Source organism: Hansschlegelia sp. KR7-227 (assembly GCF_049446035.1).
GTDB lineage: Bacteria > Pseudomonadota > Alphaproteobacteria > Rhizobiales > Methylopilaceae > Methylopila.
Map to the genome: position 1 here is coordinate 1,195,271 of NZ_JBMSEA010000001.1, position 25,398 is coordinate 1,220,668.

The window sequence follows — 25,398 nt, forward strand, 5'->3', positions numbered from 1 at the left end:
AGCCGCATCGATCGATCCTTCGGAAGGAACCGCACGTGAGCACGAAACTCGTCGTCATGTATCCCAAGCCCCAGGACCCCGCGCAGTTCGACTCCTATTTCCGGAACACCCATGTTCCGCTCGTGGCGAAGATGCCGGGCCTCAAGAGCCACAGCTTCGGGCCCTCGACAGGTCCGGACGGCGGCGAGGGTCCCTATTTCTGGATCTTTGTCGGCACGTGGGAGAGCAAGGACGCCCTGGGCGCCGCGCTCGCCTCGCCCGAAGGCCAGGCCGCAGTCGCCGACATCCCCAACTACTCGCCCGACGCTCCGACCATCGCCGTGATCGACGCCACCGACGGCTGACCGTCGTCGCTCGGAGGCCGTCCCCCTCGGCGCGCGGGCGGCCTCCATCGGCGCCCGACCGCGTTGGCGGATCGACGGAGGCGCTACACGCGGTCGATCTCGCCCCGCGTCTCCGGCTCGCTCAGTAGAGGCCCCCGGTTCCCGAGCGCACCGCGCGGTCGGCTTCGGGCGTCACCGACTGCGGGCGATCCGATCTGCCGCCGGCTTGTCCGATGATCGAATAGCTGTCCGGCGGGGCCGTGCCCGGCTTGAACGCCTCGAGGATGACCTTCCCTCCCGACGCGCGCATGCCGGTCGACGGGTTGATGCGGATCAGCTTGATGCCCGGCGGCACGCGGAACGGGGTGGGCGGCTTATCGGCGAGCGCCACCTTCATGAAGTCGGTGAACACCGGCGCCGCGACCGCGCCGCCGGTCTCGCCGTCGCCCATGGAGCGGGGCTTGTCGTAGCCGAGATAGACGCCGACCACGAGATCCGGCGAGAAGCCGACGAACCAGGCGTCCTTGTAGTCATTGGTCGTGCCGGTTTTGCCGGCGATCGGGCGGCCCACGGCCTTCACCCCCGTCGCCGTGCCGCGCAGGACGACGCCCTCCATCATCGAGGTGATCTGATAGGCGGTCATCGGATCGAGCACCTGTTCGCGGGCGTCGATCAGTTTGGGTTCGTCCTGATGCGCCCACGCGGTCGCCGTGCAGCCCACGCACTGCCGGTCGTCGTGGCGGTAGATCGTCTTGCCGGTCCGATCCTGGATTCGGTCGATCGTGGTCGGCGTGATGCGCTTGCCGCCATTGGCGAACATGGCGTAGGCGGCCGTCATCCGAAGCACGGAGGTCTCGCCGGCGCCGAGGGCCATCGACAGGAAGGGCGGCAGATCGTCCATCACGCCGAAGCGTTTGGCGTATTCGGAGATCAGCGGCATGCCCATGTCCTGGGCGAGCCGCACCGTCATGACGTTGCGCGACTTCTCGATGCCGAAGCGCAGGGTCTGGGGGCCATAGAATTTCTTGCCGTAGTTCTCGGGGCGCCAGACGCCGATGCCGGGCCCCTGATCGATCTCGATCGCCGCGTCGAGCACGACCGAGGACGGGGTGTAGCCATTGTCGAGCGCCGCCGCGTAGATGAACGGCTTGAACGACGAGCCGGGCTGGCGGAGCGCCTGGGTGGCGCGGTTGAACTGGCTCTCGTCGTAGGAGAATCCGCCGGCGAGCGCGAGCACCCGGCCCGTGAACGGGTCCATAGCGACCAGGCCGCCCGAGATCTCCGGGATTTGCCGCAGGCGATACTCGGACGAACCTTCCTTCAGCGGTTCGACATAGACGACGTCGCCGGCCTTCACGATCTGCGACACGCTCTTCACCGCGCGGCCGCGCTCTGGTCCCTTGGCCCATTTCGCCCAGCGCACGCCTTCGATCGGCAAGGTGCCGGTCTCGCGCTCCCGGGGCAGCGCTCCGCCCTTGTCGCGGTGCGGCTGCAGGCCGATTGAAGCCTCGTTGGCGCCGTTGTCGAGCACCACGGCGAGCCGCCACGGCAGGATGTCGCCATAGGCCGGGATCTCGGCGAGCGCGGTTCCCCAGTCGCCGCGCGGGTCGATCTGGCGTTCCGCCCCTCGCCATCCGCGCTGTTCGTCGAACGACACCAGACCTGAGCTCAGCGTCGTGCGGGCGAGCGCCTGCAGCTTCGGGTCGAGCGTGGTGCGCACGGAAAGGCCGCCTTCATAGAGGCCCTTTTCCCCGTAACGCTCGTAGAGGGCCCGGCGGACCTCCTCGTTGAAGTACTCGCTCGCCGCGAGCTGCGTGCCCGTCGACCGCGGCTTGACGTCGAGCGGCTCCTTCTTCGCGGCGTCGCCCTCCTCGCGGGTCGCGGCGCCGTTCTCGACCATGCGGTCGATCACCCAGTTGCGGCGCTCGATCGCGCGCTCGGGATAGCGGAAGGGGTGGTAGTTGTTCGGGGCCTTGGGCAGCGCCGCGAGATAGGCGCATTCGGCGAGGTCGAGCTCGTTGACCGACTTGTCGAAATAGACGAGCGCGGCCGCGGCCACCCCATAGGCGCCGAGGCCGAAATAGATCTCGTTGAGATAGAGCTCGAGGATGCGGTCCTTGGAGTAGGTCTGCTCGATCCGGAGCGAGAGCAGCGCTTCCTTGAACTTGCGCTCGTAGTCCTGCTTGTTCGTCAGCAGGAAGTTCTTGGCGACCTGCTGCGTGATCGTCGAGGCGCCCTGCGGCCGCCGGCCGGCGTTCTGGAAGTTCGACAGCGCGGCTCGGGCGATGCCGGCGAAGTCCAGGCCGCCATGTTCGTAGAAACTCTTGTCTTCCGCTGACAGGAACGCGTTGATTGTACGCTTCGGGACCGCCTGGATGGGCAGAAACAGCCGGCGCTCCTTGGCGTATTCCGCGATCAGACGCCCGTCGTTGGCGTGCAGCCGCGTCATGATCGGCGGCTCGTAATTCGAGAGCTGCTCGTAATCCGGCAGTTCGCGCGAATACTTATAGACGAAGAAGCCGACGCCCGCCGCGGCCACGATCGCGAGGATCGCTCCGGTCGCGAACAGGAAGCCGATGAATCGAACCAGCAGCCGCACGCGGACCTCGCGAATGAATTGAGAGGCGAGCGTGCGCCCGGCTCATAAACGCCCCCGACGCGACCGCCTGGAAGCGTACCCGCGCTCTTGCTATGGCACGGGATCGGTCCGCTTTGTGGAGAATATGCGGCGAGACTCAAGCTCCGCCGTGTTTCAGCGTCCCGGTGTGCCCTGCGCGATACGGGTCGCGAAGTAGCGATCGACCGCCTCGGCGACCGCCTGGGTCGCCTGCTCCCGCCACGCCTCGGACATCATGAGTTTCGCGTCCTCCTTGCTCGACAGGTAGCCGAGTTCAAGCAGCACCGACGGCACGTCAGGCGCTTTCAGCACGCGGAAACCGGCGGAGCGCAGAGGATTCTTGTTGAGCTTCGCCGCCTTCTTCAGTTCGCGCACCAGCCCCTTGGCGAACTGCGCGGTGAAGGCGCTCGTCTCCCGGCGGGCGAGCTCGAAGAGGATGCCCGCGACCTCCTCCGGTTCGTCGGACAGATCGAGCCCCGCGATCAGGTCGGCGCGGTTCTCCTTGTCGGCGAGCTTCGCCGCCTCCTTGTCGGAGGCCTTCCCGGACAGTGTGTAGACCGTCGCGCCGCGGACGCCGAACGGGTCCTGGAGCGTGTCGGCGTGAATGGAGATCATCAGGGCGGCTGCGTTGTCGCGGGCGATCTTCACGCGCCCGGGAAGCGACACGAAGGTGTCGTCGTCGCGCGTGAGCACGACGCGTCGCTCGCCCCCGGCTTCGATCTTCTCTTTCAGTCGCTTGGCGAACTCGAAGACGATCTCCTTCTCGCTCGCCCCCTGCGGTCCGGAAGCGCCGGGATCCACGCCGCCATGACCGGGATCGATGACGACGACCGGCAGGTCGTTCGTCTTGGGAGGCGCCGTCGAGGCGATCGCGCCGGTCGGGTCTCCTTCGCGCGCGGCGCGCGACTGCAGGAAGGTCTTCCGATCGCTGGGGGTGAGGTCGAGCACGAGGCGCGCCGGCTGGCCCTCCACCGCGTCGAGCACGAACGCCTTGTCGATCGCCACCGGCCGCTTCACGTCCACCACGATTCTCGATCGTCCCGGCGCCAGGACCCCGAAGCGGTAGGCGCTGACGAGCCCCCTGCCCTCGCGCCCGGCGGCCTCCGGAAGCTGGAAGCTGATCTCCGGAAGGTCGATGACCACGCGATAGGGGTCGGCCAGAGTGAAGGCCTTGATGTCGGCGGAGGCGCTCAGATCGATGATGAGCCGCGTGCGGGCGTCGTCTCCCACCAGCCGCGCGTCGGTGGCGACCGGCCGCCCGGCGGCGCCGGATTCGGCGCGCGCAGGCGGCGCCGGCGCGAGCAGAGCGGCCGTCAGCAGGAGGGCTGCGATGAGCGACGGACGAATCATGTCAGGACCGTGCGTCCCTCCCCGAACGGCGCGGACTTCCGCGTCTCATCTAGCGTGTTACGGCGGTCTGGTTAACTCCCGATAAACCAGAGCTCCAATCCCGTAGCGGGACGTGTCCGAAAGGCGTCAGTCGCCGCAAAAGGGAGCGGTGAGGCGGTTCTGGACCGACATTGGGCATGGCGCTTGTCAAGGCGCCGTCTCGTCCGGTACAAAACCCCTGCTCACGTCGATGCGGAATCGAGTCCCTTTTGCGACTCATCCGTCTCCGCGGCTCTCGAAGCGCCGTTCCGAGCGTAGCGCGCCAGCCCGACACATTCGTTTCAGGGCGAGGCCTGCGGCGCAGCCGGAACGACGTCGGACCGGCCCGCGGCCGCGAAGCCCCTTGCGATCCGTCGCGACCCGTTCGGGGTCCTCGGAGAAGCTTCGGCGACGCTGGGCGTCCGGAAACATGGTCCGGGCCGTATCCATCTTCCGACGCCGCCGGTCACGTTCCGGGCGTCCAGACATTGCGAGGTTTACCGGAGCATGCGCACGGCGACTGACGCCGCTTTCGCTTCGCACCGGGCCTTGTTCCGCCGGCTCCGCCGGCGTCAGCCGACGACGCGCGCCGCTGTTCCAGCGGCAGGGTCGCGTCGCGCAGGCACTTCCCGTCCAACCGCCGCCGAGCGCCGATCCCGCGCCTTGAGCGCCCCGTCCTCTCCGCCGTTCACGGCGGGAGGCGGCCCGCTCGGCCGCCGACACGAGTTCCGTAAATGGCCAACAAAATGCTCATCGACGCCACCCACTCCGAGGAGACCAGGGTGGTCGTCGTCCGCGGCTCGAAAGTCGAGGAATTCGACTTCGAGAGCGCCAGCCGCAAGCAGCTTCGCGGGAACATCTATCTCGCCAAGGTGACGCGGGTCGAACCGTCGCTTCAGGCGGCGTTCGTCGAATATGGCGGCAACCGCCACGGTTTCCTCGCCTTCAGCGAAATCCACCCCGACTACTACCAGATCCCGGTCGCGGATCGTCAGGCGCTGATCGCCGAGGAAGAGAAGGCGATCCGCGACGAGGAGACCGCCGAGGAGAAGCCGGCGGCCGTCGCCCGGCGTCGGCGCGGCCGTGCGCGCCCCAAGGCGTCGCCGGCCGACGGCGACGCGGTTTCCGAAACGGTCTCGGAGGAGTCCGCCGAGCCGGCCGCCGATCTCGCCGGCGCCGACGCGGAAGAGGCGGAAGCCGCCGTGGCGGCGCATGTCGACGAGCAGGCGTCCAAGAGCGACGACGACGATCACGCCGACGAGGATCACCCGGTCGAGTCGATCGGCGCGGGCGACGCGCTGGAGGAGCTGCCCGAGCGCAGCCATCGCCGCAACATCCGCTCCTACAAGATTCAGGAGGTGATCAAGCGCCGGCAGATCCTGCTGGTGCAGGTGGTCAAGGAGGAGCGCGGCACGAAGGGCGCGGCTCTCACGACCTATCTGTCGCTCGCGGGACGCTATTCGGTGCTGATGCCGAACACAGCCCGCGGCGGCGGCATCTCCCGGAAGATCACCAGCGCGCTCGACCGCAAGCGCCTGAAGGAAGTCGCTTCCGACCTCGAAGTGCCGGAAGGCATGGGGGTTATCCTCAGGACCGCCGGAGCGAGCCGCACCAAGCCCGAGATCAAGCGCGACTTCGAATATCTCATGCGCCTGTGGGAGACGGTGCGCGACGTCACGCTGAAGTCGACGGCGCCGACACTGGTCTATGAGGAGGGATCGCTGATCAAGCGGTCGATCCGCGACCTTTACAACAAGGACATCGACGAGGTCCTCGTCTCGGGCGAGGACGGCTACCGCGAAGCCAAGGACTTCATGCGCATGCTCATTCCGAGCCATGCGAAGATCGTCCAGCCCTACCGCGACAGCCAGCCGCTGTTTTCGAAGATGGGCGTCGAGACGCAGCTCGACGCGATGTTCTCGAACGTCGTGACGATGAAGTCCGGCGGCTACATCGTCATCAACCAGACCGAGGCTCTGGTCGCGATCGACGTCAATTCGGGTCGGTCGACCCGTGAGCACAACATCGAGGACACGGCGCTCCGGACCAATCTCGAGGCCGCCGAGGAGGCCTCGCGCCAGCTTCGCCTGCGCGATCTCGCGGGCCTGATCGTCATCGACTTCATCGACATGGAGGAGAGCCGGAACAACCGGGCGGTCGAGAAGAAGCTCAAGGATTGCCTGAAGAACGACCGCGCGCGCATTCAGCTCGGTCGGATCTCGCACTTCGGCCTGATGGAGATGTCGCGCCAGCGCATCCGCACCGGCGTGCTGGAAAGCTCGAGCGAGATCTGCCCGGTCTGCAGCGGCGTCGGCACCGTCCGCGCGGTCCCCTCCGTCGCGCTGCATGTCCTGCGGATGGTCGAGGATCATCTGCGCAAGGACGCCTCGCGCAACGTCCTGGTCAAGACGCGGGCCGAAGTCGCGCTCTACGTGCTGAACCAGAAGCGCGAGCACATCCGGGAGATCGAGGGCCGCTTCGGCGTCACGATCATCGTTCAGGCGGACGGGCATCTGCCGGCGGGGCAGCATTGCGCGATCGAGCGCACCGAGCCCGCGGTCGGGCAGGCGCGCGCGCCCGTCACGCAGGTTCGCGTCGACAGCATTGATCCCGGCGAGGTCGAGGAGTTCGACGAGGTCGAGGAGGTGGAGGTCGTCGCCGCCGCGGCGGAGGTCGTCGACGTCGAGGAGCCGCGCGAGCGGCCGTCGTCCCCGGCCTCTTCGGACGAAGACGGGCTGGAGGGCGGAGGCCGGCGGCGGCGGAGGCGGCGCCGGCGGCGCGGCGGACGAAACGGCGACCGCGACGAGTCGGCTGCGACGGACGGCGGCGAGACGGACGACGAGAATGACGAGACCCTGACCGACGGCCCGCATGAGCCGGTCGAGGGGCCGGAGCCGACGGTCGCAGCGGAAGGCGAGCCGGTCGCGACCGACAGCGGCGACGACGAGTCCGACGAGGATGGCGCGAAGCGCCGCCGCCGCGGCCGTCGCGGCGGACGCCGCAACCGACGCGGAGGTCCCGAGGGCGAAGCGTCAGACGAACTCGCTTCGTCCGATGCCCAGAATGAGGACGACGCCGGGCCAGCAGCCGAAATCGTGAAGCAGACGGCCGCCGAAGCGGTCGCCGCTGTCGTCGAGGCGATCGAGGAGGACCGTCCGGTCGAGCCGACGGAGGCCGTCGCCGCGCTGGAGGAGCCCGAGCGCCTCGCCCAGCCCGAGGCGAAAACGGACGATGGCGCGCCGGAGGCCGAACAGGACGCTGAGGTCGAGAGCGAGGCCGACGAGGAGCGGGCGCCCGCGGAGCCGGAGCCGATCGCGAAGCTCGAGGCCGGGGAGCAGCCCCGGCAGCCCGCGGCGGAACCGCTGCCCGAGGCGGCGGCCGGCCCGCGCCGCACAGGCTGGTGGAGCCGCCGCGCCCAAGGCGGGTGAGCGCGCGGAAGCGTCGACCGGCCGCAAGCCGAAATGAGCCAAAGGGCCCGGAGTATTCCGGGCCCTTTTTCTATGTCTGCCGAGACCGTCGGTCAGACGGCTCGGCGCTCCGGCGGTGAAGTCGATGCGATGCTGAAGGGGCCGCCGGCGCCGGTCGCCCAGCCTCCGGAACGCCGCTCGCACCGGAATGACGGACGTCCGAGAACTCGCCGCGCCCAAGGGGAACGCCGGCGGCAGGCGCAGGCGGGAGGGCGTCGGAGCCGTCCCAGATCCGCAGGGCCTCAGACCCGCATGGGGGCAGCAGGCCGCGCCAGCGCGGGTGCAGGTCGCAGGGACGGCAGGGCGCGCAGGATCCGCCGCTCAGACAAAGCGCGCCTGGCCGACCGACCAAAACCGCTCAACATTCACGGGCGCGACCGGACGGCGCGCCCGAAGCCGCGCTGACGTCGCGGCTACTTGCCGGGTTCAGGCGACGCCGCGCCGCCGCCGCCGCCGGGCTTCTCGAGCTCCTTGGGCGCGGTTTCCTGAGCGGGCGCCTGAAGCGGCTGCTCCACGGACTTTGATTCCGCCGGATCAGACGACTGAGGCGTCACCGGAGCGGCGCCCTGCGGCGCCGCCGGAGCAGCGTCAGCGGGGGGCGAGTTGGCGTCGCCCGCAGCGGGCGCGCCGGCGTCCGGAGACGGCGGCTGCGCGCCCGTCGGGGCGGGCTCCGCGCCCGGAACTGCGGGGGCCGGCGGCTCCGCGCTCTGGGCGCCGGGCTGCGGAGGCGCGCCGGCCGCGCCGCCGGGGGTCTGCGGTTGCGGCGCGCCGGCCGGGCGGAGCATCGGCAAGATGCCGCCCTGCCCAGAGCCCAGCGGCGCCTGCGGCCCGCCGGGCGCCGCGGCCGGCTGCGTCACGGCGCTGGTCGGCTGCAGACGATCGAACACCGAGCCGCCGCCATAGCCCGCGAGAATGGTCAGCGCGATGCTCGTCGCGAAGAACCCGGCCGCGAGGTAGGAGGTCAGCCGCGTCAGCGGATTGGCCTTGCTGCGGCCGGCCATGAAGCCGCCGCCGCCGCCGATGCCGAGCGCGCCGCCCTCGGAACGCTGCAGCAGCACGACCACCACCAGCGCGAGGACGATCATGAGATGGATGACGATGAGAACGGTCTGCATGGCGCTTTATGAAAATGGAGGAACGCGGCATATGGAGCACGGTCGCGCTGTTTACACCACGTCGTCCGCCGCCGCCACCTCATCGGTCGAGGAAGCGGTCAGCGGACCGCGGCGCGGGCGATCGCCAGAAAATCGTCGGCCTTGAGGCTGGCCCCGCCGACCAGCGCGCCGTCGACGTCGTTCACGGCGAGAAGTTCGGCGGCGTTGCCGGGCTTCACCGAACCGCCATAGAGCACGCGAATCACGTCGGCCTCGGCGCCGAAGCGCTCAGCGAGGGACTGGCGGATGAAGCCGTGCATCTCAGCGACGTCGTCGGTGGTGGGCGTAAGGCCCGTCCCGATCGCCCAGACCGGCTCATAGGCGACGACCAGCGTCTTCCCCGTCGCGCCGTCCGGCAGCGAGCCGGCGAGCTGGGCTGCCACGACCTCGGTCGCCCTCCCCTGCGTGCGCTGGGCTTCCGTCTCGCCGACGCAGACGACGGCGATGAGGCCGGCGCGCTTGGCCGCTTCGGCCTTGGCGCGGACCTGCGCGTCGGTCTCGCCATGGTCGGCCCGGCGCTCGGAATGGCCGACGATCACCGCCTTGCCGCCGGCGTCGGTGATCATCTCGGCCGATATGTCGCCGGTGTGCGCGCCGGACGCCTCGGCGTGGCAGTCCTGGGCGCCGACCATGACGCCTGCGCCGCGCGTCGCGCTCGCGAAACTCGTGAGCAGCGTCGCTGGCGGAAACACCATCAGGTCGACCTTGTCCTTGAGGCCGCCCTGATAGGCGCCGACGATCCGCACGAACTCCGGCGCCGAGGCGCCGAGGCCGTTCATCTTCCAGTTGCCCGCGACCAGCGGCTTGCGACCGGCGTCCGACATCGGCTTCGAGCCTCCCTTTTGTTGTCGTTGCGCCTCGACGGCGTGCATGTCCGCGACCTATCAGATGCCGCGGCGCTTGCAAATTCCTCCCGCTCTTGCGATTTGCGACGGTCGGACGCGGCTCGCTATGGTCGCGCCTCTCCGCATGGCGCGCGACGACCCGGTCGCGCCGCCCGACATGAAGGACGCGAGTTTCCGATGCTTCAAGCTCTCCGCAGCGGCGCCGCCGGCTGGATCGCCAAAGGCTTCCTGGTCGTGCTCGTCGCCAGCTTCGCGGTCTGGGGCATCGAGGACATCTTCCGCATCCGCGCGACCGGCGAGAACGCCGCCGTCGTCGGCGACCGCAAGATCACGGTCGAGGAGTTCCGCAACGCCTACACCAACGAGCTCCGCCGAATCAGCGAGCAGGCGAAGCGGGTGATCACGCCGGAACAGGCCCGCATGGCCGGGATCGGCGAGCGCGTGCTGGGCAACATGGTCAACGAGGCCGCGATCGACGCGTCCGTCGCCAAGCTCAGGCTTTCGCTCTCGGACGAAGAGGTCGCGCGCGAGATTCAGAACGACGAGATTTTCCGCGGCCCGACCGGCTCCTTCGACCGCGTGACCTTCAACGAGATCCTGCGCCAGAACAATCTGAACGAGAACGAGTACATCCGCCTGCAGCGGGCGTTCTCGGCGCGGCGTCAGCTCACCGACGCGCTGTCGGCGAACGTCGACACGCCGGACGCGATGCTGAAGGCGCTGCACGCCTACAATTCCGACAGCCGCTCGATCGCCTATATCGACCTGAAGCCGGAGGCGCCCGCCGCAGCGCCCGCCCCCACGGACGAGGCGCTCCGCGCGTTCTACGAGGATCGCAAAGGCAGCTTCAACGCCCCGGAATACCGCAAGATCGCGATCCTCTCCCTCGATCCGAAGACGCTCGCCGCAACCAAGACCATCTCCGACCAGGAGCTTCGCGCCTATTACGACGCGAACAGCCCGAAATACGCCGAGACGGAGAAGCGCTCGATCGAACAGATCAGTTTCCCGAGCTTCGAGGAGGCCAAGGCCGCGTCCGACCAGATCAAGAGCGGCGGCGCGCTGTTCGAGCAGATCATGATTCAGCGGAAGCTGAAGCCCGAAGACGTCCAGCTCGGCGACCTCACCAAGGCGCAGATGTTCGACGCGAAGATCGCCGACGCCGCCTTCGCGCTGAAGCAAGGCGAGGTCAGCGACGCGATCCAGGGCGCCTACGCCCCCGTGATCCTGCGCGTCACCGGCGTGCAGCAGCAGAGGGTCAAGAGCTTCGAGGCGGTCAAGGGCGAGATCCGGGCGGTGCTCGCCGAGGAGTCCGCGCGCAAGGACGTGCTCGCGCTCCATGACAAGATCGATGAGCAGCGCCTTGGCGGCGCGACGCTCGAGGAGATCGCCAAGGCCCAGAACGCGCCGCTGCGCATCGTCGAGGCGATCGACGAAGCCGGCAAGGACCCGAATGGAGAGCCCGTGGCCGACCTTCCGCAGGCCGACCGGCTTCTGCCGGAGGCGTTCCGCGCCACGCTGGGCGGCGACACCGAGGCGATCAACGCGGGCGACGCCTATGTCTGGTACGACGTGCGCGGCGTGACGCCGCCGCGCGAGCGGCCGTTCGACGAGGTTCGCGCCGTGGTGGAGCAGCGCTGGCGCGAAGAGGAAGCGCGCAAGCGGCTCGACGCTCGCGCCGACGCCGTCATGGCCGAGCTGAAGGCCGGCAAGACGCTGGAGCAGGTCGCCGCCGCGCAGAAGCTCGCGGTCGAACAGGCGGAGACGACCCGCATGGGCGGCGCGCCGTCGATCACGGCGGCGCAAGCGAATGCGGTGTTCCAGGCGCCGGTCGAAGGCTTCGGAACCACGCCCGCCGACGAGCAGGGCGCGCGGCTGGTGTTCCGCGTCGTCGCAGAAAACGTCCGGCCCTACGACCCCAACACGCCGGGCGACATGGGCCAGTCGGAGAAGATCGCGCAGGGGCTCGGCGCGGACATCGTCTCGGCCTATGTCCGCAAGCTTCGCGACGACCTCGGAACCGAATTCGATCCGACCGCCATCGCCAAGGTCACCGGCGGCGGCTCCAGCTGACATCGGCGGACGTCGCCGCGGAACGCATCATGTTGATCGCCCCCTCCTTCGAGGACTTCGCGAAGCGTTACGGCGCGGGCGTCGCCCAGGTCGTCACGACGACGCTCGTCGGCGACCTGGAGACTCCCGTCTCCGCCTATCTCAAGCTCGCCGAAGGGCGGGCCAACACCTTCCTGCTCGAGTCGGTCGAAGGCGGCGCGACACGCGGCCGCTACTCCATGATCGGCCTCAAGCCGGACGTGCTGTGGCGGTCCCAGGACGGACGGGCCGAGATCGATCGAGACGCGCTCTCCGGCGCCGGCCGCTTCGCGCCCTGTCCGGGGAATCCGCTCGACGCTCTGAGAACCCTGCTCGCAGAATCGCGCATCGACGTGCCGGACGGCCTGCCGCCGATGTCGGCGGGCGTGTTCGGCTATCTCGGCTACGACATGGTCCGCGAGATGGAGGAGCTTCCGGCGCCCAATCCCGACCGGCTGGGCGTTCCCGACGCGGTGATGATGCGGCCGACGGTGATGGTCGTGTTCGATGGCGTAAAGGACGAGATCACGCTGATCACGCCCGTCCGCCCCGAGCCCGGCGTCGGCGCCGAGGCGGCGCATGCGCGCGCCGTCGATCGGCTCACCGAAGTCGTCGACGGGCTCGACCGCCCCGTGCCGAAGGAGCCGGCGGCGGTCCTCGCCTCGCCGGACGGCTACGCCCTGACATCGAACACCACGCCGGCCGAATACGAGGCGATGGTCGCCCGGGCTAAGGAATACATCGCCGCGGGCGACATCTTTCAGGTGGTGCTGTCGCAGCGCTTCGAGGCGCCGTTCGACCTGCCGGCCTTCGCGCTGTACCGCGCCCTCAGGCGGACCAACCCGGCGCCCTTCCTCGTCCATCTCGATTTCGGCGGCTTTCAGATCGTCGGATCAAGCCCCGAGATCCTCGTGCGGATGCGCGACGGCGTCGTCACCATCCGGCCGATCGCGGGCACCCGGCCGCGCGGCGCGACCCCCGGCGAGGACCGGGCGCTCGCCGAGGAGCTGCTCGCCGATCCCAAGGAGCGCGCGGAGCATCTGATGCTGCTCGACCTCGGCCGCAACGACGTCGGCCGCGTTTCGGAGATCGGCACGGTGACCGTCACCGACCAGTTCTTCCTCGAGTACTACAGCCAGGTCATGCACATCGTGTCGAACGTCGAGGGCCGGCTCGCCCAGCCGCATGACGCGCTCGACGCGCTTGTGGCGGGGTTTCCGGCCGGCACCGTCTCCGGCGCGCCCAAGGTGCGGGCGATGGAGATCATCGACGAACTGGAAAAGGACAAGCGGGGCGTCTACGCCGGATGCGTCGGCTATTTCGGCGCGAGCGGCGAGATGGACACCTGCATCGTGCTGCGCACCGCCGTGGTGAAGGACGGGCGAATCCACGTGCAGGCCGGCGCCGGAATCGTCGCCGACAGCGTGCCGGCGTCCGAGCAGGCCGAGTGCGTGAACAAGGCGAAGGCGCTGTTCCGTGCGGCCGATGAGGCCCGCCGCTTCGCGGGCTCGGCGCGACGCGGTCAATAACGGTCGCGCGGCCACGAAAAAGCGGGCGCTCTCAGGAGCGCCCGCCAATGTCTCAAATCCGCCCAGTCAGTTTCAGTCGCTCCGCCGCTCAGTAGCGGCAGGGGACGCGATAGCGCTCGCCGTAGCGGTTGGTGGCGTAGCAACGCCGGCCCGCAGGACGCGACTGGTTTCCGATGACCGCGCCGGTGCCGGCGCCGACAGCGCCGCCGACAAGCGCGCCGGTCGCGTTGCCCGCGATAAGGCCGCCGGCGGCGGCGCCGACGCCCGTGCCGATGAGCGCGCCGCTCAGCGTGCGTTCGTTGCGGGTCTCTCCGCAGGCCGCGAGACCCAGCGCGAGCGCGGAAATTGCGACGAGTGAGCTGATTTTCTTCATGGGCGTCCGAGCTCCAATTACCAATAGCGTCATTCTAGGCTCCCCGCGCGCTGCGACCACCCCGCTCCTTCAGACGTGACGAAGCAGTTGCTAACATTGCGGCATTTCGGTCACGGCGCGGCCGCGGCGCGTCATGCGGCGCCTTGCCGGAGCGGGCCGACATAGTTCGCGCCCGACCGCATCTCCTGGCGCGGGACGGGCGACATCGCCTCCACGAGCGTCAGGAAGGAGGACGCCGGCAACGGGGGCGCGAAGACGTAGCCTTGCGCCATGCGCACGCCCTTGCCGCGCAGATACTGCACCTGCTCGAAGGTCTCGACCCCCTCGGCGATCAGCTCCAGATTGAGATCGGCCGCAAGTTTCACGAGGCTGTCGACGATCGCAACCGAGTGGCGACCGGCGCCGATCGAATCGACGAACATCTTGTCGATCTTCATCACGTCGACCCCGAGCCGCAGCAGATAGGACAGTCCGCCATGGCCCGCGCCGACGTCGTCCAGGGCGACCTTGACGCCCAGCGCCTGCAGCCGGGCGATCACCAGCCGCGCGCGTCGCATGTCCGGCAACGGATAGCGTTCGGTGACTTCGACCATCAGCTGGTTCATGCGGATGGACGAGCCCTGGAATATCCTACGGATGTCTTCGACGATCGCGTCGTCGTCGAAATGCCCGGCGAACAGGTTGAAGCCGAGCTTGAGGCCGGGCCTCAGTCGATAGGCTTCCGCCAGTTCGTCGCGCGCCGTCTGCATGAGCGACAGCGTCATGGGGAAGATCTCGCCGCTCGCCTCCGCCAGCGCGATGAAGCGGCCCGGCGGCACCACTTCGCCATCGTCACGCCGCCACCTGACGAGCGCCTCGCACCCGACGAGACGGCCCGTCGAGATGTCGATCACCGGCTGGTAGTAGGGCACGAACTCACCGCGCCGGATTCCGCTCGCCATCCGCCGCACCGGATGGTTCGACAGCCGCGTCGCCACGATCCCGATCGCGAGCGCGCCCAGCACGCATGCGGCTGCGCCGAGATTCGCATACAGGAACATGCGCTTGGTCGCGTTCGTGAGCGCGCCGTCCGGCGACTCCACGACCACCTTCAACGGATACCCCGCCGATAAAGTCGTGACCGCGACGTTCGGACCGAACGCGCTGTCTCGCTCCGCCGCCTCGACGCCTACGGGACGCTGCGCGAGGAGCGTGTCGTCGACGGTCGCGAGCCGCGCGACGAAGGCGGAGTCCCGTCCGCCGTTGAGGATCTGCGGAAACAGCCGTTGGCCGCTGACGAGGAGCCGCAAATCCTTGCCCGAACCGCGAAGCTGCAGCACCAGCACCCGATCAGGGGACGCCGGGTCGCCGATCTCGCCCGCGGACAGGACGACGTCGGAATCGCTCGTTCCGTGAGCCGGCGAAAGCATGGCGACGGCGCGCGGCGCGTCGAAACCAGAGCATTGGCCGACGCCGGCGGGATCGACCACCGCCGCTTCGACCACCGCCGGCAGGGCGTGAACCGCTCCCTGCAAAGCGCGCCTGTCTGATTCGGCGCAGGTCCAGACCTGGTCTTTGGCAAGCTTGCCGAGGGCGGACATCGCTTCGTCGAGCCGCGGCTCGAGAAGGGCCATGATTTCGCCGCCGACGGCTTTCGCCTCGCTGCGCGCAGTCTGAACGGCGCTCAGCGCCAGAAGCACGTTGAGCGCGACGGCCGGCGCGGCGGCGAACGCCAGCGCGGCAAGAAGCGGCCTTGTCCGAATGAATCCGCCGATTCGCGTCACATCGCCCGTCCGTCGGGGCGGCACAAGCCGCCGCGTCGTCGAAACCGCGTGGCGGATGCGCATGCGTCGAACGACGAGCTACCTTGGACGAGCCTCGTTAATGCCAGCCTAAGTGCGGTCAGGTCGGCGGCGACACCGATCCGACCTGGGACTCGACGACGGCGACCGCGGTCATGTTCACCACTCCGCGCGCCGTCACCGATGGGGTCAGGATGTGCGCCGGCTTGGCCGCGCCGACGAGGATCGGACCGACCGGCAAAGCGTCCGCCAGCGTCCTGATGAGCTGCGTCGCGATGTTCGCGGCGTCGAGATTCGGGAACACCAGCAGATTGGCCTCCTCCGTGAGCCTGGACGACGGCAGCAGGCGCTCGCGCAAGGAGGGCGTCAGGGCAACGTCGCCCATCATCTCGCCGTCGACTTCGAGGTGCGGGGCGACGGTGCGAAGGATCGCCAGCGCTTCGCGCATCTTTCGGGCGGACGCCGTGTCGTCGGAGCCGAAGTTGGAATGCGAGAGAAGCGCGACCTTCGGCGTCAATCCGAAGCGCTCGACGCTGCGCGCGCCGAGCATCGCGCAATCGGCGACGCTCTGGGCGTCCGGATCCGGCGTCACATACGTGTCGGTGAGGAAGTACGCGCCTCGGCCCGTGATCAGCAGCGACAGGGTCGAATAGTCCGGCGCTTCCGGCGCGAGTCCGATCACCTGGTCGATGTAGCGCAGATGATTGTGAAACCGCCCCTCGAGCCCGCAGATCATCGCGTCCGCGTCGCCGCGCTGGACGGCGAGCGCCGCGATGACCGTCGAGTTGGTGCGCACCACCGTGCGAGCCCGGTCCGGCGTCACGCCCCGGCGACCAGCGCGGTCGAGGTAGAGCGCGACGTAATCGCGGTAGCGCTTATCGTCCTCCGGATTGACGATCTCGACGTCGACTCCCGGCTTGAACGTCAGGCCGTAACGCTTGGCTCGGACCTCCATCACATGCGGCCTGCCGATCAGGATCGGGGTCGCGATGCCTTCTTCGATCGCGACCTGCGCGGCGCGCAACGCCCTCTCGTCTTCGCCGTCGGCGTAGATCACGCGCTTCGGCTCGTTGCGGGCGGCGCTGAACACCGGCTTCATCACGAATCCGGAGCGGAACACGAAGCGGTTGAGCTGCTCCTCATAGGCGCGGAAGTCGGCGATCGGCCGCTTGGCGACGCCCGTCTCCATCGCGGCGCGCGCCACCGCCGGCGCGATCCGGAGGATAAGCCGGGGATCAAAGGGGCTTGGGATCAGGGAGTCCGGTCCGAACAGGCGCGTCTCGCCGCCATAGGCTTTGGAGACGACGTCCGACGACGGTTCGCGGGCAAGCGCCGCGATCGCGCGCACCGCCGCCGCCTTCATGTGCTCGTTGATCTCGCTCGCGGCGACGTCGAGCGCTCCGCGGAAGATATAAGGAAAGCACAGCACGTTGTTGACCTGGTTCGGAAAATCCGAACGGCCGGTGCAGATCATCGCGCCGGGGCTCGCCGCCCTCGCCTCGTCCGGCATGATCTCCGGCGTCGGATTGGCGAGCGCCAGGATCATCGGCTTCGCGGCCATCCTCGCGACCATATCGGGCTTCAGCACGCCGCCCGCGGAGAGGCCGAGAAACACGTCCGCGCCGTCGATCACCTCGCCGAGGGTGCGGGCGTCGGTCTTCTGAGCGTAGACGCTCTTCCAGCGGTCCATGAGGGCTTCGCGGCCTTCATAGGCGACGCCCTCGATGTCCGTGACCCAGATGTTCTCGCGCTTCGCGCCGAGCGTCACCAGAAGGTTCAGGCAGGCGATGGCAGCCGCGCCGGCGCCCGAGGTGACGATTTTGACCGCCGACAGCGCCTTGCCTGCGAGTTCGAGCCCGTTGGTGATCGCCGCCGCGACGATGATGGCGGTGCCGTGCTGGTCATCGTGGAAGACGGGAATGCCCATCCGCGCGCGGCAGGCCTCTTCGACCTCGAAGCACTCCGGCGCCTTGATGTCCTCGAGATTGATGCCGCCGAAGGTCGGCTCCAGCGCGCACACGACCTCGATCAGCCGCTTGGCGTCGGTCTCAGCGACCTCGATGTCGAAGACGTCGATGCCGGCGAACTTCTTGAACAGGACCGCCTTGCCCTCCATCACCGGCTTTCCGGCGAGGGGGCCGATGTTCCCGAGCCCGAGCACGGCCGTGCCGTTGGTCAGCACCGCGACGAGGTTCTGGCGGATGGTGAGTTCGGCCGCGAGGTCGGGATCCTCGGCGATCGCGTCGCAGGCGGCGGCGACCCCCGGCGAATAAGCGAGCGCAAGGTCGCGCTGGTTGCCGAGCGGCTTCGTCGCCTGGATCTCGAGCTTGCCCGGTCGCGCGCCGGTGGCTGATGAGCCGCGGTGATAGACCAGAGCGCCTGTGCGAAGCTCGTCAGACATTCCGCTGGCCATCGCGTTCTCCCCCAAGACGGCGGTCTCACGTTAGCCGCGGACCCTACTCTGCGCCCGGCATGACGCGACCGCCTATCGCGCGTCAAGGGTCAGGCGCGGATGCGACCGCAGGCGGGCCCATGCCGGCCCGTGACAGGAGCGCGCCGCGTCGGGGAACCAATTCATTCGGCTCCTCGTATCAGCAAGCACGGCACGGAAAGGGTTTCATGAAATCGCGGATCTTCCTCATAGCGGCCGCCGTGATTGTCATGCTCGGAGCGGCCGCCGCCCTCGCGACGCCCTTCCTCGCGCAGAAGATCGCCGAGAGAGAAGTCGACAAGGCTCTCAAGCAGATTCGCAAGCAGAGCACCTCCGTCGTCAACCGCGGACCCGTATCGGTCAATCTGCGGACATGGACCGTTACGGTGGCCGACGTCTCGATCCAGGCGCCAGGCGCCCTGAGCACTGTGACCATCGGGTCGATCGCCGTCGTCAATCCCGACAAGGATCGAGACGACCTGACCGCGAACCGCGTGCTGTTCGAGAGCGTTCGGATCGCAAGCGGCGGCGAGACGATCGTCATCCCGACGATCGACGTCGCGCAATATTCCGGGCCTGCGCGCGGGCTGGTGACCACTCCGGGCGTCGGCCGTATGGCGCGCAGCCAGTCGGAGGTCATCGCGCAAATCTCCCTAGCGGGGGTGAAGGCGCCCTCGATCGAAATCCGCGACGAGGGCTCCGGGATCCGCCGCGCCATCCACAATGTCACGGTCGGCCGCATCGAGAAGGGAGTCGTCGATCGCGCCACGGCAGAGTCGGTCACGCTGACCGCGCCGCAGCTCTCCGACTCCAATCCGGAGACCGACGACGGGATCGACCTCACGACCGGCGAGGTCGTCTATCAGGGTCTCAACCTGCCGACCTTGTGGCGCTTCTATGCAAGCGACGGCGCTGGCGAACGCGAGCCGCTGGCGGAGAGCGTGACCGCCTCGCGCGTCGCGGCGCGCTTCGCCGTCAAGCCGACCGGACGTATCCAGGTGACGGCGGATCGGCTCGAGGTCGCGGGCGTCCGGATCCGTCCGCTCAGCTATCCGACCGCGGAGCTCGACGAGCTGGCGCGGCTGACCCGCCGGACGGAGCCCCCGACCCCTGCGGACATCCGGCGACGACTGCTGGTGTTGGCCGACGGCGTCCGCGCTCTGGCTTTCGAACGCGTCGCCGTCAGCGGGGCGACCGTCGAAGCCTCCGCCGGGCCGGAGCGACGGACGCTGCGCGCCCAGGTCGCGTCGGTCGAGGCCGGGCCTTATCAGGACGCCCGTCTTGACCGTCTCAGCATCGGAGGGCTGACGCTGGCCGACGGGAACGGCGGGCGCGCCGCATTGGCGCACGCCGCCGCCACGAAGTTCGACGCGAACGGTCTGGTGACCTACGCCGAGAAAGTCGGCCGCGACGAGACGCTGCTGTCGTTCGAGCCGACCGCCGAGGATGTGGTGCGGATCGCGCCCAGGCTCGCCGGCGTCGAGATCGGACAGGCGGACGTCTCCGCGGCTGGAGCCAAGATCAAGCTCGACCAGGGGCGCCTCGATTTCGACGCTCCGGCGGACGTCGTTCCCCAACGGATCGCCGCCAGGCTCGACGGACTGAACATGACGCCGCCGCCCGGCGGGTGGGCGGCGAACGCGCTGCAGACCGTCGCGCTCGCCGGTCTTCGCGGTTCGGCGAAGATGGCGGTCACGCTCGATCCGAGCACGAAGACGCTTTCGGTCGACGCCTTCGACTACGACTTCGAGGACCTTGGCCATGTCACGGCGAAGGGCGAACTCGCGGAGGTGGATCCCCTGCTCGCCATGAGCACGGGAGCGTCCTTCATTGAAAAGCTGAGCGCGGTGCTGCTGCAGCCGTTCTCGTTCACCCTCCGCAATGAGGGCGTTATCGACACGCTGATGCGCCGCGCCGCCGCGAAGGCCGGCCAGCCGGTCGAGCTCTACCGGGAGTCGACGGCGCGAGACGCCCAGGACATGGTCGCCCGGCTGTTCGGGCCGCCGGCGACGGACTCGGCGCAATCGCTTGCGGATTTCGTGCGCGACCCGCGAACGCTCGCAGTGACGATCTTGCCGAAGTCACAGGAGACACGGTTCATCGACGTCCTGCAATCGCTGCCGCTCGGTCCGGCCGGCATCGCCCAGACGGTCGACGTGACGATCCTCTATAAGCGCTGAGCGCGCCCTCCGGTCACTCGGACCGGGGAGCCTGAGCCTGCGGAACGGCCAAGCGGATGTGCAACTCCCGCAGCTGTTTCGGGCTGACCTCCGAGGGCGCGCCCATCAGCAGATCTTCGGCGCGCTGGTTCATCGGGAAGGCCACGACCTCGCGCAGGTTGTCCTCGCCGCACAGCAGCATGACGATGCGGTCGACGCCTGGCGCGATGCCGCCATGCGGCGGGGCGCCGTAGGTCAGCGCGCGCAGCATGCCGCCGAACTTCGCCTCCAGCACGTCCGCGCCGTAGCCGGCGATCTCGAACGCCTTGCGCATGATGTCCGGCCGATGGTTCCGGATCGCGCCGGACGACAGCTCCACGCCGTTGCAGACGATGTCGTACTGGTAGGCGTTGATCGTCAGCGGATCCTGCGACTCCAGCGCCTCGAGCCCGCCCTGCGGCATCGAGAACGGATTGTGCGAGAAGTCGACGCGCTTCTCGTCCTCGTTGAACTCGAACATCGGGAAGTCGACGATCCAGCAGAACTCAAAGCCCGTCGTCCTGGACAGGCCGAGCTGGGTCCCCACCTGCGTGCGGGCCTTGCCGGCGAGCGCTGCGGCCTTGTCGGGCAGGTCGCAGGCGAAAAACACGCTGTCGCCGGCCTTCAGGCCGAGCTTCGACGCGATCTTCCGCTGAACGTCGACGGGCACGAATTTCGCGATCGGTCCCTTGCCCTCGAGCAGCTTCGTGGCAGGCGGCGAAAGATGGTCGCCGCCGAAGGTCTGCGGCAGCGAGCCGCCCTCCTCGAAGGTGATGTAGCCGAGGCCGGGCGCCCCCTCGCCCCGCGCCCAGTCGTTCAGCTTGTCGAAGAACGAGCGCGGCTGCGCGCCGGCGCCCGGCGCCGGGATCGCCCGCACCACGCCGCCCGCCTCGATCACGCGCTTGAAGGCGTTGAAGGTGACGGTCGGGTCGGAGAACTCTGCCGTGACGTCGGCGATGACGAGCGGGTTGCGGAGATCCGGCTTGTCCGAGCCGTATTTCAGCATCGCGTCCTTGTAGGCGATGCGCGGGAAGGACTGCGTGACGGGCTGGCCGTCCGCGAATTCCTCGAACACGCCGCGCATGACGGGCTCGACCGCCTGGAACACGTCCTCCTGCTCGACGAAGCTCATCTCGATGTCGAGCTGGTAAAACTCGCCCGGGCTGCGGTCGGCGCGCGGGTCCTCGTCGCGGAAGCAGGGCGCGATCTGGAAGTAGCGGTCGAAGCCCGCGATCATCATCAGCTGCTTGAACTGCTGCGGCGCCTGCGGCAGCGCGTAGAACTTGCCCGGATGAAGGCGTGAGGGCACCAGGAAGTCGCGCGCGCCTTCCGGGCTCGACGCGGTGAGGATCGGCGTCTGGAACTCGAAGAAGCCCTGATCGCGCATTCGCCGGCGCAGGCTGTCGATGATCGCGCCGCGCTTCATGACGTTCTTATGGATGCGGTCGCGGCGGAGATCGAGGAAGCGGTATTTCAGCCGCGTCTCTTCCGGGTAGTCCTGGTCGCCGAACACCGGCAGCGGCAGCTCCGCCGACGGTCCGAGCGTTTCGACCGCGGTCGCGAACAGCTCGACCTGGCCGGTCGGAAGGTCGGCGTTCTCGGTGCCGGCGGGGCGCGTGCGCACCTTGCCGTCAATCCGGATCACCCACTCCGAACGCGCCTTCTCGATCGCCGCAAACGCAGGCGAATCCGGATCGGCGACGACCTGGGTGACGCCGTAATGGTCGCGCAGGTCGACGAACAGCAGCCCGCCATGGTCGCGGACGCGGTGCACCCAGCCGGAAAGCCGAACGTCCTGCCCGACATGCTCGGAACGGAGGTCGCCGCAGGTGTGGGTGCGGTAGCGGTGCATCGTGAGCGTCCTGACGTGCGGCCGGCGGCCGGCCTGAGAGCGCGCGGAAGACGGCATGCGCCCCGAGGCTTGTCAAGGCGCGCCGGCCGTTCGGCCGGCTCGGCAAAGGCAAGACACCGCCGAACGGTTCTTGTATATCGCCGACGATGATGATCACGACCACCGAAGATCTGACCAAAGCCTGCGCCCGTTTCGCGCGCGCGGCCTATGTGACGGTCGACACCGAATTCCTGCGCGAAACGACCTTCTGGCCGAAGCTCTGCGTGGTGCAAATCGCCGACGACGACGGGCCTGTCGTCGTCGACGCGCTCGCCGAGAGAATCGACCTGGCGCCGCTGTTCGAGCTGATGACCGACGAGCGCGTGCTGAAGGTCTTCCATTCGGGCCGCCAGGACATTGAGATCTTCCACCATCTGTCCGGCCGCGTCCCCCATCCCGTTTTCGACACTCAGGTGGCGGCCATGGTGCTCGGCTTCGGCGACTCGGTGTCCTACGACCAGCTCGTCCAGCGCACGGCGGGCGTCACGCTCGACAAGTCCTCGCGCTTCACCGACTGGAGCCGCCGCCCGCTGAGCGACGAGCAGATCGACTACGCGATCGCCGACGTGACCCATCTCCGGACCGTCTACGCCAAGCTTTCAGCCGACCTGGAGCGCCGCGGGCGGGCCGGCTGGCTGGTCGAGGAGATGGAGGTGCTGACGTCGCCGGCGACTTACGAGTCGCACCCGGACGACGCCTGGAAGCGCTTTCGCTCGCGGCTGCGCAAGCCGCGGGATCTCGCCGTGATGATCGAGGCCGCGGCATGGCGGGAGCGCGAGGCGCAGACCCGCGACGTGCCTCGCTCCCGCGTCCTCAAGGACGACGCACTGCTCGAAGTCGCAAGCCGCGCGCCGAAGACCGTCGAGGCCCTCGGCGGCTTGCGCGCGTTCCCACGGGGCTATGAACGCTCCCGCGCCGGACAGGAGATTCTCGAAGCCGTAGCGCGTGGTCTGGCGCGCGATCCTTCGGAGCTGCCAGAACTTGACCGCGACCGCGGCGTCGGCGGCAATCCCGCGACGGTCGAGCTCCTGAAGGTCCTGCTGCGCATGATCGCGGAGAGGAATGCGGTGGCCGCCAAGATCATCGCCAATGTCGACGATCTCGAGCAGATCGCGGCCGACGACGCCGCGGACGTTCCGGCGCTGCACGGCTGGCGCCGGGAGCTGTTCGGCGATCTGGCGCTCAAACTGAAGGCCGGCGCTTTGGCGCTCTCGGTCGAGCGCGGGCGGGTCGTCACGCTTGAGCGTGACGCCGGCGCGGGCGGCGCCTTTCAGGTCGCCCGCTCCCGTCGCGGGCAGGACAAGCGCGATGAGCCGGCGCCCTCGGCCGCGGATCAGTCGTGAACGGGTTACGCTGGCGGACTCTCACACCGCCTCGAACGCGAACAGAACTCCGATCCCGACTACGCTGACGAGCCCGACGAGGAAGAACACGTCCGCGACCCGCTCGCAGCGACGGCTGACGCGCGGACGGGCGCTCGCCATCCGGATGGCGAGATAGGACAGCACGGCGCTCGACAGGAAACAGACGGCGATCAGAGAGCCGTACTCGTCGACATGGCTCGGTCCCGATTGGCTTTCGAGAAATTTCACGAGCCCGACCAGCGTGGTGCAGATGCCGATCATCGTGCCGGAGCTCGGCAGGATGTAGCGCGCCAGCCCGGTCTCGCCCGACTCGGCGCGGGGCGGCGGCGAAGACTCGGCGATCGCCGATCGAGGCGGCGACGCGGTCTTGCGCGACGGACGGCGCATGCGCGTCTCTACCCCGTCACGACGGCGGTCGGCCGCGCCAGCAGCTTCCCGAGCTTGTTCAGGCGGTTCTTGAGACGGTCGCTCACGAGGTCCTGCAGTTCGGCGGGCAGCTTCAGCGTCAGAACATCGCCCTTCACCGCGAGCGGCGTCACCGGAAGCACGCCTGGTACGGCCGCGGAGATGAGGTAGGCGACGCGCATCGCGCCGCCCAGCGTGCGGGCCCGGTCGAGAATACGGGTCGAGGCGAGTTCGCGGATGCGCGGCGAGGCCTCGTCGTCGAGCAGTCCCATGTGGCGGTAGAAGATCGACAGCGCCATAAACGCCCGGCCGGGGTGATCGACGCCCGTGAAGGCCGCGTGGGCGATCGTGTCCAGCGCCTGCTCGCCGCGATAGTCGGGATGGACGCGCCAGGCGAGGTCGGCGAGATGGCAGGCGGCGTGACGCCACCGCTTCTCCTCGACGGTCTCGTCAATGTCCGCGCTGCGGAACAGCTTGTCGGTCCAGAGCGCGAGGTCCTCGCCGTGGCGAGGATCGCGCGCCCGAAGCCAGCCCAGTTCGCGCGCCGACGTCAGCAGCGCGTCCTCGCGGCGCGTGCCCTCGTCGAGCAGCTCGTAGAGCAGACCCTCGCGGACGCCGAGCCCTGACATGGCGATTTCGCTCGGCTTGCCGATCCGGATGATGTGTTCGAGCACGAGCGCGCCATAGGCGAGCAGCGGGCGCCGCTCCGACGACACGACGCCGACGGCGGGCAGCGTGTCAGGATCCACGCGTCTCACGAGGCGGCAGAACTCAAGCGCCTCGCGCGCCGGTATCGTGTAGCCGTGCAGCACGTGCAGCGGATAGTTCTTCTGCACCATGTGCATATGGGCGAGCGCCCGCCAGGTGCCGCCGACCGCGTAGAAGGCCCGCCCCTTCAGCTTGCCGAGATGCTTCGCATCTTCGAGCGAGTCGCGAACGACGCGGTCGGCCTTCTTGATCGACCGGTCCGAGACGTCCTGCAGGCGGATGCCGCCCAGCGGGAAGGTCATGCCGGCGCCGATGCGGTCCTTGGCGACGTCGATCAGCTCAAGACTGCCGCCGCCGAGATCCCCGACCACGCCGTCCGGCCGGAAACACCCCGACAGGACGCCGAGAGCCGAGAGGTGCGCCTCACGCGCCCCGGACAGCAGTTCGACGGGCTGTCGGCAGATCTCCTCCGCCGCCCTGATGAAATCGGATCCATTCGCGGCGTCGCGAACGGCCGCCGTCGCGAGCACGTGGACCCGGCCCACGCCCATGCCGTCGGCGAGCCTTCGGAACCGCTTCAGCGCGATCAGCGCCTTGTCGATCGACTCGTCGGAGAGCTTGCCGGTCACCGCGACCGAGCGGCCGAGCGCGCAGAGCTCCTTCTCGTTGAACATGGCGGTCGGCGCGCGCGACAGGCCCTCGTAGACGACGAGGCGCACCGAGTTAGAGCCGATGTCGATGATCGCGACCGGCGGGCCGATCGGCAGCCTGCCGCGCGCCAGCGGGGCCTCGCCGCCGACCGAAGCGAGAGGCTCGGAGGCGGCGGACCCGAGGGTCATGCGGCCAATCGCGC

The 25,398-nt window shown here is 68.8% G+C and carries 16 protein-coding genes; 6 read left to right on the forward strand and 10 right to left on the reverse strand.

Annotated features, from left to right (window positions below):
- Positions 1 to 35: 35 nt before the first annotated feature.
- On the forward strand, positions 36 to 344 hold the full coding sequence (locus ACO2RJ_RS05635) for an EthD family reductase (RefSeq protein WP_423267007.1): 309 nt from the start codon (positions 36 to 38) through the stop codon (positions 342 to 344).
- 121 nt (positions 345 to 465) lie between these two features.
- On the opposite strand, the gene ACO2RJ_RS05640 is transcribed toward ACO2RJ_RS05635, so the two are convergent.
- Positions 466 to 2,922 (reverse strand): penicillin-binding protein 1A, encoded by a 2,457-nt coding sequence (locus tag ACO2RJ_RS05640; protein ID WP_423267008.1) that lies wholly within the window; start codon positions 2,920 to 2,922, stop codon positions 466 to 468.
- A 153-nt stretch (positions 2,923 to 3,075) separates the two neighbouring features.
- Positions 3,076 to 4,290 (reverse strand): N-acetylmuramoyl-L-alanine amidase, encoded by a 1,215-nt coding sequence (locus ACO2RJ_RS05645; RefSeq protein ID WP_423267009.1) that lies wholly within the window; start codon positions 4,288 to 4,290, stop codon positions 3,076 to 3,078.
- A gap of 752 nt (positions 4,291 to 5,042) precedes the next feature.
- On the opposite strand from ACO2RJ_RS05645, the gene ACO2RJ_RS05650 reads away from it, so the two are divergent.
- The gene (locus ACO2RJ_RS05650; RefSeq protein WP_423267011.1) at positions 5,043 to 7,736 is read left to right on the forward strand and encodes an Rne/Rng family ribonuclease; all 2,694 of its coding nucleotides are present in this window, start codon (positions 5,043 to 5,045) and stop codon (positions 7,734 to 7,736) included.
- 452 nt (positions 7,737 to 8,188) lie between these two features.
- Here the strand turns inward: ACO2RJ_RS05650 and secG are convergent, their stop codons facing one another.
- Positions 8,189 to 8,890, reverse strand: a complete 702-nt coding sequence (secG, locus tag ACO2RJ_RS05655) for a preprotein translocase subunit SecG (RefSeq protein ID WP_423267012.1) — start codon at positions 8,888 to 8,890, stop codon at positions 8,189 to 8,191.
- 98 nt (positions 8,891 to 8,988) lie between these two features.
- On the reverse strand, positions 8,989 to 9,753 hold the full coding sequence (tpiA, locus tag ACO2RJ_RS05660) for a triose-phosphate isomerase (RefSeq protein ID WP_423267013.1): 765 nt from the start codon (positions 9,751 to 9,753) through the stop codon (positions 8,989 to 8,991).
- Positions 9,754 to 9,951: 198 nt separating this feature from the next.
- Between tpiA and ACO2RJ_RS05665 the strand changes: the two genes are divergently transcribed.
- Positions 9,952 to 11,847, forward strand: coding sequence for a SurA N-terminal domain-containing protein (locus ACO2RJ_RS05665; RefSeq protein ID WP_423267014.1), 1,896 nt, complete (start codon positions 9,952 to 9,954; stop codon positions 11,845 to 11,847).
- 29 nt (positions 11,848 to 11,876) lie between these two features.
- Positions 11,877 to 13,394 (forward strand): anthranilate synthase component I, encoded by a 1,518-nt coding sequence (gene trpE, locus ACO2RJ_RS05670; RefSeq protein ID WP_423267015.1) that lies wholly within the window; start codon positions 11,877 to 11,879, stop codon positions 13,392 to 13,394.
- Between the two features lie 88 nt (positions 13,395 to 13,482).
- Here trpE and ACO2RJ_RS05675 read toward each other — a convergent pair whose 3' ends face one another.
- The 3 genes from ACO2RJ_RS05675 to ACO2RJ_RS05685 all read right to left on the reverse strand — a co-directional run bounded on the left by ACO2RJ_RS05675 (position 13,483) and on the right by ACO2RJ_RS05685 (position 17,961).
- Positions 13,483 to 13,767: a YMGG-like glycine zipper-containing protein gene (locus ACO2RJ_RS05675; RefSeq protein WP_423267016.1), complete on the reverse strand. Its 285-nt coding sequence runs from the start codon at positions 13,765 to 13,767 to the stop codon at positions 13,483 to 13,485.
- A 131-nt stretch (positions 13,768 to 13,898) separates the two neighbouring features.
- Positions 13,899 to 15,530 carry an EAL domain-containing protein gene (locus ACO2RJ_RS05680; protein ID WP_423267017.1) on the reverse strand — a complete coding sequence of 544 codons (1,632 nt, stop codon included), beginning with the start codon at positions 15,528 to 15,530 and terminating at the stop codon, positions 13,899 to 13,901.
- A gap of 118 nt (positions 15,531 to 15,648) precedes the next feature.
- Positions 15,649 to 17,961, reverse strand: coding sequence for an NADP-dependent malic enzyme (locus ACO2RJ_RS05685; RefSeq protein WP_423267018.1), 2,313 nt, complete (start codon positions 17,959 to 17,961; stop codon positions 15,649 to 15,651).
- 206 nt (positions 17,962 to 18,167) lie between these two features.
- Between ACO2RJ_RS05685 and ACO2RJ_RS05690 the strand changes: the two genes are divergently transcribed.
- Complete coding sequence (locus ACO2RJ_RS05690; RefSeq protein ID WP_423267019.1) at positions 18,168 to 20,159, forward strand: hypothetical protein; 1,992 nt, start codon at positions 18,168 to 18,170, stop codon at positions 20,157 to 20,159.
- 13 nt (positions 20,160 to 20,172) lie between these two features.
- Here ACO2RJ_RS05690 and aspS read toward each other — a convergent pair whose 3' ends face one another.
- Positions 20,173 to 22,029 (reverse strand): aspartate--tRNA ligase, encoded by a 1,857-nt coding sequence (gene aspS, locus ACO2RJ_RS05695; RefSeq protein WP_423267020.1) that lies wholly within the window; start codon positions 22,027 to 22,029, stop codon positions 20,173 to 20,175.
- 146 nt (positions 22,030 to 22,175) lie between these two features.
- Between aspS and rnd the strand changes: the two genes are divergently transcribed.
- The gene (gene rnd, locus ACO2RJ_RS05700; RefSeq protein WP_423267021.1) at positions 22,176 to 23,411 is read left to right on the forward strand and encodes a ribonuclease D; all 1,236 of its coding nucleotides are present in this window, start codon (positions 22,176 to 22,178) and stop codon (positions 23,409 to 23,411) included.
- A 21-nt stretch (positions 23,412 to 23,432) separates the two neighbouring features.
- Here rnd and ACO2RJ_RS05705 read toward each other — a convergent pair whose 3' ends face one another.
- Together ACO2RJ_RS05705 and ppx are read right to left on the reverse strand one after the other, a co-directional pair.
- A complete protein-coding gene (locus ACO2RJ_RS05705; protein WP_423267022.1) occupies positions 23,433 to 23,819 on the reverse strand; it encodes a hypothetical protein in 387 nt (128 codons plus the stop codon).
- A gap of 8 nt (positions 23,820 to 23,827) precedes the next feature.
- Positions 23,828 to 25,384 carry an exopolyphosphatase gene (ppx, locus tag ACO2RJ_RS05710; RefSeq protein WP_423267023.1) on the reverse strand — a complete coding sequence of 519 codons (1,557 nt, stop codon included), beginning with the start codon at positions 25,382 to 25,384 and terminating at the stop codon, positions 23,828 to 23,830.
- Positions 25,385 to 25,398: the final 14 nt, after the last annotated feature.

Excerpts from the sequence above, each read along its gene's own strand:
- ACO2RJ_RS05645 (WP_423267009.1), bottom strand. The coding sequence starts at position 4,290 with ATGATTCGTCCGTCGCTCATCGCAGCCCTCCTGCTGACGGCCGCTCTG.
- ACO2RJ_RS05650 (WP_423267011.1), top strand. The coding sequence starts at position 5,043 with ATGGCCAACAAAATGCTCATCGACGCCACCCACTCCGAGGAGACCAGG.
- secG (WP_423267012.1), bottom strand. The coding sequence starts at position 8,890 with ATGCAGACCGTTCTCATCGTCATCCATCTCATGATCGTCCTCGCGCTG.
- tpiA (WP_423267013.1), bottom strand. The coding sequence starts at position 9,753 with ATGTCGGACGCCGGTCGCAAGCCGCTGGTCGCGGGCAACTGGAAGATG.
- ACO2RJ_RS05665 (WP_423267014.1), top strand. The coding sequence starts at position 9,952 with ATGCTTCAAGCTCTCCGCAGCGGCGCCGCCGGCTGGATCGCCAAAGGC.
- trpE (WP_423267015.1), top strand. The coding sequence starts at position 11,877 with ATGTTGATCGCCCCCTCCTTCGAGGACTTCGCGAAGCGTTACGGCGCG.
- ACO2RJ_RS05675 (WP_423267016.1), bottom strand. The coding sequence starts at position 13,767 with ATGAAGAAAATCAGCTCACTCGTCGCAATTTCCGCGCTCGCGCTGGGT.
- ACO2RJ_RS05685 (WP_423267018.1), bottom strand. The coding sequence starts at position 17,961 with ATGGCCAGCGGAATGTCTGACGAGCTTCGCACAGGCGCTCTGGTCTAT.
- ACO2RJ_RS05690 (WP_423267019.1), top strand. The coding sequence starts at position 18,168 with ATGAAATCGCGGATCTTCCTCATAGCGGCCGCCGTGATTGTCATGCTC.
- aspS (WP_423267020.1), bottom strand. The coding sequence starts at position 22,029 with ATGCACCGCTACCGCACCCACACCTGCGGCGACCTCCGTTCCGAGCAT.
- rnd (WP_423267021.1), top strand. The coding sequence starts at position 22,176 with ATGATGATCACGACCACCGAAGATCTGACCAAAGCCTGCGCCCGTTTC.
- ACO2RJ_RS05705 (WP_423267022.1), bottom strand. The coding sequence starts at position 23,819 with ATGCGCCGTCCGTCGCGCAAGACCGCGTCGCCGCCTCGATCGGCGATC.
- ppx (WP_423267023.1), bottom strand. The coding sequence starts at position 25,384 with ATGACCCTCGGGTCCGCCGCCTCCGAGCCTCTCGCTTCGGTCGGCGGC.